Genomic DNA, 14198 nt, shown 5'->3' on the forward strand with positions numbered 1-14198 from the left:
GAAACGCCACGGCTCCATGAATCACATTTTTCGTCTTGTCTGGAGCCAGGTGCTGCAGAGCTGGGTGGCGGTGGCAGAAACCACGCGCGGGCGTGGCAAGGGCGGCCGACGCAAGCTGGTGGCAGCGGCGCTGGCGCTGACGGCGGTGGGCGCGCAGGCGGGGCCGGAGGGCGGGCAGGTGGTCTCCGGCAGCGCCGGCATCCAGCAGGCCGGCGCCACCACCACGATCAACCAGGCCAGCCAGAACCTGTCGCTGAACTGGCGCAGCTTCAACGTCGGCGCGGCCGAGACCGTCAATTTTGTCCAGCCGTCGGCCAGCGCAGTGGCGGTGAACCGGATTGCCGACCGCAACGGCTCGCAGATTTTCGGCCATCTGAATGCCAACGGCCAGGTCTACCTGATCAATCCGAACGGCATCCTGTTCGGTCGCGGCGCGCAGGTCAATGTCGGCGGGCTGGTGGCCTCGACGCTGGACGTCAGTGATGCCAACCTGAGCGGCGCAGTGCGCAGCTTCAGCGGCAATGGCACCGGCAGCGTGGTCAACCAGGGTGCCCTCACTGCCACCAACGGCGGCTATATCGCGCTGCTGGGCAATCAGGTCAGCAATCACGGCAGCATCAGCGCGCCACAGGGCGCGGTGGCGTTGGGCGCGGGCAGCGCGGCGACGCTGACGTTTCAGAACACTAGCCTGGTGAGCCTGCAGGTCGAGCGCAGCGTGCTCAACAGCCAGGCCGACAACGGCGGGCTGATCCAGGCCAATGGCGGACTGGTGATGATGACGGCGGGGGCCAAGGATGCCTTGCTGGCCAGCGTGGTCAACAACACCGGCGTGATCGAAGCGCGCACGGTCGAGCATCGCAACGGCAGCATCGTGCTGCTGGGCGGCATGGCGGCCGGCTCGGTGCAGGTTGGCGGCACGCTGGACGCGAGCGCGCCGCAGGGCGGCAACGGCGGTTTCATTGAAACCAGTGCGGCGCACGTGCAGGTGGCCGACAGCGCAAAAATCACCACGGCGGCCACTCTCGGCATGGCCGGCACCTGGTTGATCGATCCGGTCGACTTCACGATCGCGGCGTCCGGCGGCAACATGACCGGGGCGTCGCTGATGTCGGGTCTGGGCGCGGGCAACGTGACGATTCTCAGCAGCAGCGGCAACAGCGGCACGGCCGGCAACGTCAATGTCAATGACGTGGTCTCGTGGTCGGCCAACAAGCTCACGCTGAATGCGCAAAACAACATCAACATCAATGCCGGCCTGAACGGCTCCGGCAGTGCCAGCCTGGCGCTGCTGTTTGGCCAGGGCGCGGTGGCGGCGGGCAATACCAACGTGGTCAATGTACGCGCTCCAGTGAATCTGCCGGCGGGTAATCATTTCAGCACCACCCAGGGCTCGAACGGCACGGCGGTCAACTTCGTCGTCCTGAACGGTCTCGGCGCGGAGGGCAGTGTCAGCGGCGCCGACTTGCAGGGCATGAACGGCAATCTGGCGCTGAACTACGCACTGGGCGGCGACATCGATGCCAGCGCGACGTCCGGCTGGAATGCCGGCGCCGGCTTTGCGCCGGTGGGAGACAGCACCACCGCATTCAGCGGTGCGTTTGCCGGGCTCGGCCATACCATCACCAATCTCACCATCAACCGCCCCAATTCGGGCAACAGCGGACTCGGGTTGTTCGGTCAGATCGCGTCGACCGGTACGGTCACCGATATCGGTTTGATCGGCGGCGGGGTCAACGGTCCGAACAGCAATTATGTCGGCGTGCTGGCTGGTGTGAACAACGGCAAGGTCACCAACGCGTATGCCACTGGCACGGCAACCGGTTCCAGTGTGGTGGGTGGCCTGATGGGCATCAACTATGGCACGGTCAACAACAGCCACGCGACCGGCACGGTCCTGGCCACGGGTGACAATGCCGGCGGTCTGTCAGCCTATAACTTCGGCGTGATCAACAATTCCTACGCAAGCGGGGCAGTTTCAGCCGGCAATTATTTTTCTGGCGGTCTGATCGGCACCAACATGGCGACCGTGAGCAACAGCTACGCAACCGGTGCGGTGACGGGCAACCACATTGCCGGCGGACTGGTCGCCTTCAATCAATTCGGCTCCAACATCAGTACCAGCTATGCCACTGGCACCGTGACGGGGACCAGCCAGTTTGGTGCCCTGGTCGGCGCCAACAACAGCACCATCGCCAGCAGCTACTGGAATTCCACTGTGTCCGGTGCAACGGGTGTCGGCAGTGGTTCCGCCACCGGGGCGACCGGATTGACCAGCCTGCAAATGCAGACCGCCGCCAATTTTGCCGGCTTTACCTTCACCACGACGCCCGGCGCGACCGGCAACAACTGGGTGATGGTCGACAACGACGGCAGGCTCAACAATGCCGGTGCGGTCGCTGGTGCAACCCGTCCGATGCTCGCTGCCGAGTACTCCAGCACGATCACCAACGCGCATCAGTTGCAGTTGATGTCGATGAATTTGGCAGGAAATTATTTCCTCGGACAGAACATCAGTGCCAGCGCGACCGGCACCGCCAGCGATGTCTGGTCGAACAGTTCCTTCATCCCGGTGGGCGATAACAACTCGCTGTTCACCGGCTCGTTCAATGGTCTTGGCCACGTCATCAACGGGCTGGTCATCAACCTGCCAACGACCAGCTACGTTGGCCTGTTCGGCGGCAATGGCGGTGTCATCCGCAATCTGGGGCTGACGGGTGGAAGTGTTACCGGCAGCGGGTACGTCGGTGGCATTACCGGCAACAACGCCAACAGTTCGGCGCTCATCAGCAACTCCTACAACACCGGATCGGTGACCGGCAGCAGCTACCTTGGCGGGCTGGTCGGCCAGAACTGGAGCGGCAGTGTCAGCAACAGCTATGCGACCGGCGATATCACCAGCCTGACCGGCGGGTCCAACGTCGGCGGGCTGGTCGGCTACGGTCATAACAGCGCGAGTGTCAACAACAGCTACGCCACTGGCGCGGTGGTGGGCGGGCAGGGCGTCGGCGGGCTGATGGGCTCGATGAACAAAAACAGCGTGATCAACAACAGTTACTCGACCGGGCATGTCACCGGCACCAGTTACGTTGGCGGGCTGATTGGCGTCACCAGCAGCGGCGCGGGCGTCAACAACAGCTTCTGGAATACGCAGACCTCGCAACAGGCGACCAGCGGTGGTGGCGCTGGCGCAACCGGGCTGACCTCTGCGGCGATGCTGCAAAAGAGCAGTTTCGGTTCGCTGGATTTCACCAACACCTGGGTCGGCTACGACGGTCACACCATCCCGCTGCTGCGCTCGTTCATGACGGCGCTGACGGTGACGGCGAACAACGCCGTCAAGACCTATGACGGGGTGGCGTATGCCGGTGGCAATGGCGTGACCTATTCGTTGACGCCGAACAGCAACCTGCTCGGCACGGTTGGTTACGGCGGCACGGCGCAGGGCGCCATCAACGCCGGCAGTGACGTGATCACGGCCAGCGGTTTGTATTCCGGCCAGCAGGGTTACCTGATCAATTATGTCGATGGTGCACTGACCGTGAACAAGGCCGGGCTGACCGTCGGCAGCGGTGTCGTGAGCAAGACCTACGACGGCACCCTGAGCGCCGCCGGCACGGTCACGCTGCTGGGCGGCACGCTGTATGGCAGCGACCATCTCAGCGGCGGCAGCTTCGCCTTCACCGACAAGAATGCCGGCAGCGGCAACAAGGTCGTCGCCACCTCCGGCGTCACGGTCAGCGACAGCAACGGCGGCGGCAATTACCTGATCACCTACGCCAACAACACGGCCAGCACGATCGATCGCGCCAACCTGTCGATCAGCGGCGTGACAGCGCTGGACAAGAACTACGATGCGAGCACGGTAGCGTTGCTGGCCGGGACGGCGCAGGTGACGGCGCTGGGCCAGGATGTCGTCAATGTCGCTGGTGTCGGCAGCGGCGCCTTTGCCGACAGCAGTGTCGGTGCCGGCAAGGCGGTGACGGTCAGTGGATTCACGCTGGGCGGCGCCGATGCGGGTAACTACAATGCGCTGCAGCCGACCGGCTTGACCGCCGCGATCATTGCGGTGGCTGTGCCGCCACCTGTTGCTCCGGTTGTGCCGGTCGAGCCAGTTGCACCGGTTGTGCCTGTCGCACCAGTCGCGCCGGCACCGATTCCTGCAGCGATTTTCGAGGTGCGTTCGCAGCTCGCCGCGCTGGCCAGTCCGGTGGCGGCGAATGTGCAGGCAGCGCCGATGACGTTGCCTCCGGTGGTCGCGCCGGTCGCACCACCGGCGCGTTCGGACGCTGGCGAAACGGCCTCGAGCGGCCCGGCGGCGCGCTCCGGCCCCGACGTCACGCTGCGCATCGGGGTCAGCGGACCATCACTGAATATCGTCAACGAAGGCGTGCGCCTGCCGACTGACCGTCTCAATAACAATGATTAAGGATGTGACATTGAATAACGCAAACCACCCGCGGCGCTTCATGAAAACCCGATTGTCGGTCCTGCTTGCCGCGATGACACCATTGTTCGCGCAGGCTGCCGGACCGGTGGCCCCCGATGCCGGGTCGATCCTGCAGCAGATTCAACCGGCCCGGGCACCGGCGCCGTCGCCGGCTGCAACCGGGCTGTCGATCAGCAACGGCGGTTCGGCCGGGCAGGCTGCCGGCGTGCCCTTCGCAGTGACCGCGATCCAGATTACCGGCAATACGTTGTTTGATGGCGCGACGCTGCACGCATTGGTGGCCGACGCCGAAGGAAAAAATCTGACGCTGGCGCAGCTGGGCGAGGTTGCCGCGCGCATCACCGCCTATTACCAGCAGCATGACTATCCGTTGATGCGTGCCATCGTTCCGGCGCAAACCATTGCCGCCGGCGTGGTGCAGATCGAGGTCATCGAAGCGCGTTACGGCCAGCTGCGCCTCGACAACGGCAGCCGGGTCGGGACGCCGCTGCTGGAAGCGACCCTGGCGGGCCTGCAAAGCGGCCAGATGGTGGCGCAAAAGGACATGGATCACGTTCTGCTGCTGATGTCGGACGTGCTCGGGGTGGCGCTCACTGCGACCCTCAAGCCGGGCGCCACGGTCGGCACCTCGGACCTGCAGGTCGACGTCACGCCGACCGACATGGTCACCGGCAATGTCGTTGCCGACAACTACGGCAACCGCTACACCGGCCGGGCGCGCTTGGCCGGCACTGTCAACGTCGGCAATCCGCTGCATCATGGCGATCTGCTGAGCGCGTCGGTGCTCACCTCCGGCAATGGACTTGGGTATGGCCGGGTCTCGTATGACACCCTGCTGAATGGCCTCGGCACGCATTTGGGCGGCTCGGTATCGGCGCTGCATTACGAGCTGGGCAACGCGCTGTCGGCGCTGGACGCACATGGCAATGCACGGGTGGCCAGCCTGTGGCTGCGGCATCCGTTCCTGCGCAGCCGTGACGCCAACCTGTACGGACAACTGCAGTTCGACCAGGTGCGCTTGCGTGACCAGATCGATACCAGCGCCTTGCGCACCCACCGCACCTTGTCGAACCAGACCCTGTTGCTGACCGGCGATGCACGCGATGCCTTGTTTGGCGCCGCCGTCAATACCGGCAGCCTGAGCTGGACCAGTGGCCGGGTCCGCTTCGACGACGCGGCGGCGGAGGCAGCCGATGCCGCCACCGCACGCACGCGTGGCAATTTCTCGAAATGGACCGCCAGCGCGTCGCGCCTGCAAGGCCTGACGACCGACGATGCGTTGCTGCTCAGCGGCGCCGCGCAATGGGCCAACGGCAATCTCGATTCCTCCGAAAAAATGAGTATCGGCGGCCCTGCCTCGGTGCGGGCGTATGACGTTGGGACGGTGTCGGGCGACAGTGGATATCGTGGCAGCGTCGAGTTCCAGCATCGCTTCGGCCAACGCTGGCAAGCGATTGCCTTCGTCGACAGTGCGCATGTGACGATCAACAAAAACCCGTGGGACAGCGGTATCAACAGTGCCATGCTCAGCGGCGCCGGTGTCGGTCTGAACTGGCGCGGCGAGGCGAACATGAGTGTCCAAACCACGCTCGCCACCACGTTCGGCACCAAGCCGGTCCAGCTCGACGGCGTCGGCTCCACCCGCGCGTGGGTGGAATTCGGCAAGGGATTCTGAGCAACGCCGGTGCATTGACCGGCGCGCTTGGCTCAGACTGCCTGTGATTTCTTCTGCGGGTAGTACAACTGCGTGTACCAGGCGTAGGCGCTGTCGATCTGCGCCTGAATGCGCGGCGGCAGTTCGTGGCGCGTTGGGGCGCTGATCCGGCCCGATTGCCGGTGTGAATACTTCATCCGGTAGTGGCTGTCGCTTTCCTGGATGCCGATGCTTAGCTGCTCGGGATCGATCACGTGCGGCGACAGGCCGAGCCAGGCGTAAATGTGCGACATGCAGACGGCCGGTTGTTCGAGCATGTCTTCGAAGCGCACAAAGTACAAGCGCTCCTGGACCTTCTTCGGCAAATCCAGCACGGCCTGCAGCGAGATCAGCGGCGCGCCGATCGCCTTGTCTTTGCCGAACAACATGTCGGCGCGTCCCATGCGGTCATAGTCGCCCAGATGGTCGATGAAATCGACCAGGATGGTGCGCTGGTGCTGGGCTTCGATCGAACCGTAAATCTGGCCCAGATCGCGCAGGCAGACCACCAGCTTGGCCTCCGGCTCCAGATGCAGCAGCAATTCGATGGCATGCAGCCATGCGCGATTCTTGTCGACCACCGCCTTTTTGCCGCAATCGTGATACCAGCCGTGCAGAAAACCTTGCATCGCCGCAGTCAGGTGGGCATAGCTGCTGTCGAACGCATTGTCGAGCTGGGACAGGAAGAACGAGTCGTCGCTGATCATGCGCCGGATGCCAAGCAGCGTATTGCACAGCGGCGAGCTGCGGCCCTCGCAATGAATTTCGGGATGTTGCGCCAGCAGTTGGCACAACAAGGTGGAGCCGGCTCTGGGCAGTCCCGTCACACCGATGAAGTTTGGCCGCATTGAATGGGTGCTCGCTGTGTGTTGAAAGCGACGATGACGCCTGAAACGCCCTGTCCGGTCACACTAAAAAACACGTGTCATCGTGCTGCAGCGACGGCGCGACTTATCGCTGCCGTTTTTCATTTCCCGGTATGTGTGGCAAGATGCGCGGTGCTATCAGGAGCCTCGCCCCCGTATGTTAAAAAATCTTCCGTTCGAATGGCTGGTCGGGATTCGCTACACCCGCGCCGGTCGCCGCAGTGGCCGCAACAGTTTCATCTCCTTCATTTCCTTGATTTCGATGGCCGGTATCGCGCTGGGTGTCGCCGCGCTGATTGTCGTGCTGTCGGTCATGAATGGCTTCCAGAAAGAAGTGCGCGACCGGATGTTGTCGGTGCTGTCGCACATCGAGGTGTATGAGCCCGGCACCGGACTGGCCGACTGGCAAGCCACCGCCAAGGAAGCGTTCCTGGACAAGGAAGTCAAGGGCGCCGCACCGTACGTGGCCGGCCAGGCGATGATGACCCGTGACGGCGTCCTGCGCGGCGTGGTCGTGCGCGGGGTGTTGCCGGAACAGGAACCGAACGTCTCCGAAGTCGCGGCCCAGGTGCGGCAAGGCAAGTTTTCCGACCTGCGTGCCGGCGAGTTCAACATTGTGCTTGGCGGCGAACTGGCCCGTGCCATGCAGGCCGGCATTGGCGACCGCGTCACGCTGGTGGCGCCCGAGGGGCAGATCACACCGGCTGGCATCGTGCCGCGCTACAAGGCGTTCAAGGTGGTCGGCATCTTCGAGGCCGGACATTACGAATATGATTCGACGCTCGCCTTCATGCACATCGAGGATGCGCAAAAGATGTTCCGCCTGAATGCACCTTCTGGCGTGCGCCTGCGCATCGCCGACATGCAGCGTGCGCCGGAAGTGGCGCGCGACCTGTCGCATATCCTGAGCGGCAATGTGCTTATCAGCGACTGGTCCAAGCAAAACCGCACCTGGTTCGCCGCGGTACAGACTGAAAAACGCATGATGTTCATCATCCTGACCCTGATCATCGCCGTGGCCGCCTTCAATCTGGTCTCGACGCTGGTGATGACGGTGACCGACAAGCAGGCCGACATCGCCATCCTGCGCACGCTGGGTGCGTCGCCGCGTTCGATCATGAAAATTTTCATGATCCAGGGCGCGCTGGTGGGCCTGATCGGTACCGCCATTGGCGTCTCGCTCGGCGTGCTGGTGGCGCTGAATGTCGACGTGATCGTACCGGTGATCGAACACCTGCTCGGCGTGCAGTTCCTGCCGCGCGACATTTACCTGATCAGCGCCTTGCCGTCCGATTTGCGCTGGCCGGATGTCACCACCATCGGCTGTGTTGCCGTGGTGCTGGCATTCCTGGCGACGCTGTATCCGAGCTGGTGGGCGGCCCGTGTCAAACCTGCCGAGGCCTTGCGTTATGAGTGACGTTGTAATGAGTGACACCGTGCTGTCGTGCGAGGGGTTGAGCAAGACCTTCACCCAGGGTAAATATTCGGTCGATGTGCTGCGCGGCATTGATTTCAATGTTCAAAAAGGCGAGCGCGTTGCCATCGTCGGCGCCTCCGGTTCCGGCAAATCGACGTTGCTGCATCTGCTCGGCGGACTCGATACGCCCAGCACCGGCAAGGTCACGCTGCTGGGACACGACTTTGCCAATCTGCCGGAAAAAACCCGCGGCGACCTGCGTAATCGCTCGCTCGGTTTCGTGTACCAGTTTCATCACCTGCTGCCGGAGTTTTCCGCGCTCGATAACGTCGCGATGCCGCTGCTGATTCGCCGCGTGGCGCGCGCGGAGGCACATGACGCGGCCCGCAAGATCCTGGCGCGGGTCGGCCTCGAAAAGCGCATCACCCATGTCCCGGGCGAGTTGTCCGGCGGCGAACGGCAACGCGTGGCGCTGGCGCGTGCGCTGGTCACGCAGCCGGCCTGCGTACTGGCCGACGAGCCGACCGGCAACCTCGATCGCGGCACTGCGCACCAGACCTTCGATCTGATGCTGGAGTTGTCGCGCACGCTGGGCACCTCGTTCGTGATCGTCACCCACGACGTGGAACTGGCGCGCCATTGCGACCGCATCCTGCGGCTGTCCGAACGCGGACTGGAACCCTACTCGGAATAAACCTGGCGCCATGTGGATCGACACGCATTGTCACCTTGACGCCGGCGAATTCGCCGGCGAACACGATGCCATTGCCGTGCAGGCCGCCGGGCAGGGCGTGGCGCGGATTGTGATTCCGGCGGTCGAACGCGCCAATTTTGCGACCGTGGCAGCGCTGGCCGCGGCCAATGCGAATTGCGTCTACGCGCTCGGCATTCATCCGATGTTTGTCGCTCGCGCTGAACTGGCCGACCTGCAGGCGCTGCGCGACCTGATCCCGCATGCCCTGCAGGACCCGAACTTTGTCGCGATCGGCGAGATCGGGCTCGACTTCTTCATCCCCGAACTGAACGTTGGCCCGTTGCGCCAGAAACAGGAACACTTCTACGCCGAGCAGTTGAAAATCGCGCGCGATTTCAATCTGCCGGTGTTATTGCATGTGCGGCGTTCGCTCGATATCGTCCTCAAGTATTTGCGCCGCATCCCCGTCAGCGGCGGCTGCGCGCACGCCTTCAATGGCAGCTTTCAGCAAGCCGCGGCGTTCATCGACCTGGGCTTCAAGCTGGGGTTCGGCGGTGCGATGACCTTCACGCGCGCGCTGCAAATTCGACGGCTGGCAACCGAATTGCCGCTCGCGGCACTGGTGCTGGAAACCGACGCACCGGATATCGCGCCGGCGTGGCTGCATCCCGCCCGCAACGAACCGTGCCAGATTCCCGCCATCGGCGCGGTGCTGGCGGAACTGCGCGGTATCAGCCTCGACGCGGTTGCGGCCGCGACCAATGCCAATGCCCTGGTTGCCATGCCGCGACTGATCCTGCCATTCTGATTGTCGATGCGCGGCGTATTGATCGGCTTTGCGGTGGGAGTGTGCGTGTTGCAGATGCAGGCGCAGTTGTTGCCGGTGGCGGCCGCCGCGGCCATTCTTCTCGTCGCCTCGTGCGCGTTGGGGCTGTCGCGCCGGATCATGCGCGCCCGCCTGCGTGTTCCTCTCCATTTGACGTGCGGTGCGGCCATCGGCTTCGCCTGGGCGACACTGATTGCGCAGCTGTACTTGCAGCAGGAATTGCCGTTGGCCCTCGAAGGCCGCGATGTCACCGTGATCGGCACCATCGACAATCTGCCGGACAACGCCGAGCAGGGCGTGCGTTTCAATTTTGCGGTGGAGCGCGTCCTGCCGCTCGATGGCGTGGTTCCGACTTTGCCGCCGAAACTGGCGCTGATGTGGTCGGCCGGTTTTCATGGCCAGCCGACGCAGGCGGTCGGTGATGTCCAGCCGGGCGAACGCTGGCAACTGACGGTCCGGCTGGCGCGACCGCACGGCAATGCCAATCCCTACGGTTTCGATTACGAAGCGTGGCTGCTGGAACAGCGACTGCGCGCGACCGGCTCGGTGCGGTCCGATGACAACCCATCGCGTGCCAATGTGCGACTCGACCGGTTCGTGTTCAGTCCCGGCAACCTGGTCGAGCACAGTCGCGCCTGGTTGCGCGCGCGCACCTTGCCACGCTGCCGGGCCAGCGCTATGCCGGCGTGCTGGTGGCGCTGGTGGTCGGCGATCAGCGCGGCGTGCCGCAATCTGACTGGACCATCTTCACACGCACCGGCATCGGCCATCTGATCTCGATTTCAGGACTGCACATCACGATGGTGGCCGGCTTGTTTGCGCTGCTTGGAAACGCCTTGTGGCGGCGCTCGTTCTTTACGCAGGAGGCCTTGCCGCTGCGTTTGCCGGCGCAGCAATTTGCCGCGTTGGTGGGGGTCGGCACTGCACTGCTGTATGTGCTGCTGGCCGGCTGGGGCGTACCGGCGCAACGCACGCTGTACATGCTGGCGGTAGTGGCGGCGGCACTCTGGTGTGGCCGGCTGACCAGCGTGTCGCATGTGCTGTGCCTGGCGCTGGGCGTGGTGCTGCTGCTCGATCCGTGGGCCGTGCTCGCGCCCGGCTTCTGGCTCTCGTTCGGCGCGGTGGCGACGATCCTGTACGCGTCGGTGGGACGGGTCGCCAGCGCCGCTGGCACAAGCCGCTGGCAACGCATCCGTGTCGCGCTGCGTCCGCACATCCACACCCAATATGTCGTCACGGTCGGCCTGGTGCCGTTGACGCTGCTGCTGTTCGGTCAGGTCTCGCTGATCAGTCCGGTGGCCAATGCGGTGGCGATTCCGCTGATCAGCCTGATCGTCACGCCGCTTGCCCTGATCGGCAGCGTGGCGCCAATGCCGGTCGGCGGCTGGCTGCTCGGGCTGGGGCACGGCTGCATCGAGATGCTGGCACTGGCGCTGGGCTGGTTCAGCCAGCTGCCGATGGCGGTCTGGAACGCGCCGGTGCCGGCGCCATGGATGTTCGCCCTGGCCGCCATCGGCACGCTGTGGCTGCTGACGCCACGCGGCTGGCCGGTGCGCTGGGCCGGCTGGGTCGGCTGGTTGCCGCTGCTGGTGAATGCACCGACGCATCCGGCTGATGGTGAATTCAGGGTGCTGGCGTTTGATGTCGGACAGGGCATGGCGTTGTTGATCGAGACCGCCCAGCACCGCCTCCTGTACGACACCGGACCGGCCTATTCGCCGGGCTCGGATGGCGCCAGCCGGGTGATCGTGCCGTATCTGAAAGCGCGCGGGATTACGCGGCTCGATGCGCTGGTGATCTCGCACAGCGATGCCGACCATGCCGGCGGCGGGTTGTCGCTGCTTGATGCGCTGCCGGTCGGTCTGGTGACCACGTCGCTGCCGCCCGACCATGCCATCGTGCGGGCGGCGCCGCAGCACCGTCGCTGCCTGGCAGGCCAGAAGTGGAGCTGGGATGGTGTCACCTTCGAAATGCTGTATCCGGCAGCGGCGATTTACGACAGCGACAAATGGAAGCCGAATGCGCACAGCTGCACGCTGAAGGTCTCGCGCAGCAGCGCATCGATGCTGCTGCCGGGCGATATCGAGGCAATCCAGGAAATCGAAATGATCAACGCCATGCCCGACAAACTGCGCAGCACGGTGCTGCTGGCGCCCCATCATGGCAGCGGCACCTCGTCGACCGACGCCTTTCTGGCGGCCGTGCAACCGACGCTGGCGCTGTTCCAGGTCGGCTACCGCAATCGCTACGGGCATCCGAAAGCGGAAGTCTTTGCCCGCTACGGCGAGCACAACATTGCGCGCATTCGTACCGATGTTGCCGGCGCAATCACATTACAATTCGCGCACGACCTGACCTGGAGTACTTACCGCCTCGACCATCCCCGCTACTGGTATGGCCGATGACGCATCCCACATGACCAAACCGATTCTGCATTTTGCCCACGCCAACAGTTTTCCGGCCGATACCTACCGGGTATTTTTTCGTGCGCTCGCGCCGCATTACGACGTCCAGGCGCTGGCCATGCATGCGCACAATCCACGCTATCCGGTCGCCAATGGCTGGGCCGCGTTGCAGCGCGAGCTGGAAGATGAACTGGCGCAGCGCTACACGACCCCGGTGATTCTGGTCGGCCATTCGCTGGGCGGCATGCTCAGCCTGATGGCGGCCAAGGCGCGGCCCGATCTGGTGCGCTGCGTGGTGTTGCTGGATTCGCCAGTGGTGGCGGGCTGGCGCGCCATGGCACTGCGGCTGGCGAAGGCCGGACGTTTTGACAAACGCTTTTCGCCGGCGCAGTTTTCCGAACGCCGCCGCATCCTGTGGGCCGACACCGACGAGGCGTACAGGCATTTTGCCGCCAAGCCGATGTTCGCGATCTGGCCGGAGCAGGTGCTGCGCGACTACGTCGAACAGGGCACGGTGCCGCATGCGCAGGGCGTCACGCTGCGCTTTCGGCGCGAAATCGAAACCGCGGTGTACCGGGCCCTGCCGCATCATCTGGGCAAGCTCGCCGGCGGACGTTTTCCGGTGCCGGTGGGCTTCATCGGCGGGCGCGATTCGGTCGAATGCCGCCAGGCCGGCATGGCGGCGACGCGCCGTCTGGTCGGAAAGCATCTTGCTATGCTGCCCGGCGGGCATCTGTTTCCGATGGAAGCGCCCGAGGCCGCGGCGCAGGCCACCCATGCGATGATTCAACAATTACTTCAGGAGTCCGGACGATGAGATTGCCAATCCGTGTCGCGCTAATCGCGTTGCTGGCCTGCAGCGGCTCGGCCGCGCTGGCGCAGAGCTGGGCCGATGCACGCCGCGTGCGTGACGAAGGGCAGGCTTCGGTGACGGTCGAGATCGATAACGACAGTCTGTTGCTCAACAAGGACGATGGCTTCTACACCAGCGGCGCGCGCTTTGGCGAACGTTTTGACTTGCATCGCGACGGCTTGCTGGAGGTGGTCGGCTGGCGTATCGGACAGGAGTTGTACACGCCTTCCGATATCAAGCTGCCGCCGACGCTGGTCGGGCCGCCGGATCATCCGTATGCGGCCTGGCTGTTCGGTGGCGTCTATCGCGAACAGCATCGGACCGATGGCACGCACTGGAAGGCCGGTCTTGATCTCGGCTGCCTCGGCCCCTGTGCCGGTGGCGAATGGACCCAGACCCATTTGCATCGCCTGATCAGCCAACCCGAACCGAAAGGCTGGTCGCGCCAAGTGCGCAACGAATTCGGCGCAGTGCTGTACGGCGAGCTGGCGCCGGTGCGCTGGCAGCTTGCCAATGCCGTCGACCTGACGCCCACGCTGCAGGCCCGTCTCGGCAATATCTTCACCGACGCCGGCGCCAGCCTGCAATTGCGTGCCGGACGACTCAATGCGCTGCCGGACCAGTCGACGCTGCATGGCTTCATGCGCATCGAGGCACGTGCGGTGGCCTACAACGCCAGCCTGCAAGGCGGCCTGTTTTCCAGCGACAGTCCGCATACGGTGACGCCGAAACGGCTGGTGGCCGAGGCCGAGGCTGGCGCCGTCTGGATCAGCGCGCCGTTCTCCGCGAGCGTCTCGGTGGTCCGGCGCGGCAACGAAATACGGGATCTGCCAGACAGCGTCGGTGCGCAGAGTTTCGTGCGCTTGCTGTTCTCCTACGCGCTGTAACGACCAATTGCGCGCCGCGTCGCGCTGCGGCGTGCCAACTGGACGCGCAGAAAAGACCGCAATTGCTCGGTTGGCACACCAGCTTGCGGTATAATTTCAATTTCCCGCAC

At 64.3% G+C, this 14198-nt stretch carries 10 protein-coding genes; 9 read left to right on the forward strand and 1 reads right to left on the reverse strand.

All coding sequences use genetic code 11. The annotated features are described in order from the left end of the window. Positions 1–16 precede the first annotated feature (16 nt). The gene (locus tag RCH09_RS13785; RefSeq protein ID WP_326941689.1) at positions 17–4426 is read left to right on the forward strand and encodes a two-partner secretion domain-containing protein; all 4410 of its coding nucleotides are present in this window, start codon (positions 17–19) and stop codon (positions 4424–4426) included. Positions 4427–4436: 10 nt separating this feature from the next. After that, the gene (locus RCH09_RS13790) at positions 4437–6122 is read left to right on the forward strand and encodes a ShlB/FhaC/HecB family hemolysin secretion/activation protein (protein ID WP_326941690.1); all 1686 of its coding nucleotides are present in this window, start codon (positions 4437–4439) and stop codon (positions 6120–6122) included. Positions 6123–6154: 32 nt separating this feature from the next. Here the strand turns inward: RCH09_RS13790 and RCH09_RS13795 are convergent, their stop codons facing one another. Next, positions 6155–6988, reverse strand: coding sequence for a sulfotransferase family protein (locus RCH09_RS13795; RefSeq protein WP_326941691.1), 834 nt, complete (start codon positions 6986–6988; stop codon positions 6155–6157). Positions 6989–7163: 175 nt separating this feature from the next. Between RCH09_RS13795 and RCH09_RS13800 the strand changes: the two genes are divergently transcribed. The 7 genes from RCH09_RS13800 to RCH09_RS13830 are packed head-to-tail and all read left to right on the forward strand — an operon-like array spanning position 7164 to position 14088. Further along, positions 7164–8423: a lipoprotein-releasing ABC transporter permease subunit gene (locus RCH09_RS13800; RefSeq protein WP_326941692.1), complete on the forward strand. Its 1260-nt coding sequence runs from the start codon at positions 7164–7166 to the stop codon at positions 8421–8423. Beyond that, positions 8416–9117, forward strand: a complete 702-nt coding sequence (gene lolD, locus RCH09_RS13805) for a lipoprotein-releasing ABC transporter ATP-binding protein LolD (protein ID WP_326941693.1) — start codon at positions 8416–8418, stop codon at positions 9115–9117. The genes RCH09_RS13800 and lolD overlap by 8 nt, the downstream gene beginning before the upstream one ends. A 10-nt stretch (positions 9118–9127) precedes the next feature. Next, positions 9128–9925, forward strand: coding sequence for a TatD family hydrolase (locus RCH09_RS13810; RefSeq protein WP_326941694.1), 798 nt, complete (start codon positions 9128–9130; stop codon positions 9923–9925). A 6-nt stretch (positions 9926–9931) separates the two neighbouring features. Then, positions 9932–10717 carry a ComEC/Rec2 family competence protein gene (locus RCH09_RS13815; RefSeq protein ID WP_326941695.1) on the forward strand — a complete coding sequence of 262 codons (786 nt, stop codon included), beginning with the start codon at positions 9932–9934 and terminating at the stop codon, positions 10715–10717. Next, positions 10636–12348, forward strand: a complete 1713-nt coding sequence (locus tag RCH09_RS13820; RefSeq protein WP_326941696.1) for a DNA internalization-related competence protein ComEC/Rec2 — start codon at positions 10636–10638, stop codon at positions 12346–12348. Before RCH09_RS13815 ends, RCH09_RS13820 begins: the two co-directional genes overlap by 82 nt. 10 nt (positions 12349–12358) lie before the next feature. Then, positions 12359–13165 (forward strand): alpha/beta fold hydrolase, encoded by an 807-nt coding sequence (locus RCH09_RS13825; RefSeq protein WP_326941697.1) that lies wholly within the window; start codon positions 12359–12361, stop codon positions 13163–13165. Then, positions 13162–14088 (forward strand): lipid A deacylase LpxR family protein, encoded by a 927-nt coding sequence (locus RCH09_RS13830; RefSeq protein WP_326941698.1) that lies wholly within the window; start codon positions 13162–13164, stop codon positions 14086–14088. The genes RCH09_RS13825 and RCH09_RS13830 overlap by 4 nt, the downstream gene beginning before the upstream one ends. Positions 14089–14198 lie beyond the last annotated feature (110 nt).

It is taken from the genome of Actimicrobium sp. GrIS 1.19, from assembly GCF_035984655.1.
Classification (GTDB): Bacteria; Pseudomonadota; Gammaproteobacteria; order Burkholderiales; family Burkholderiaceae_D; genus Actimicrobium.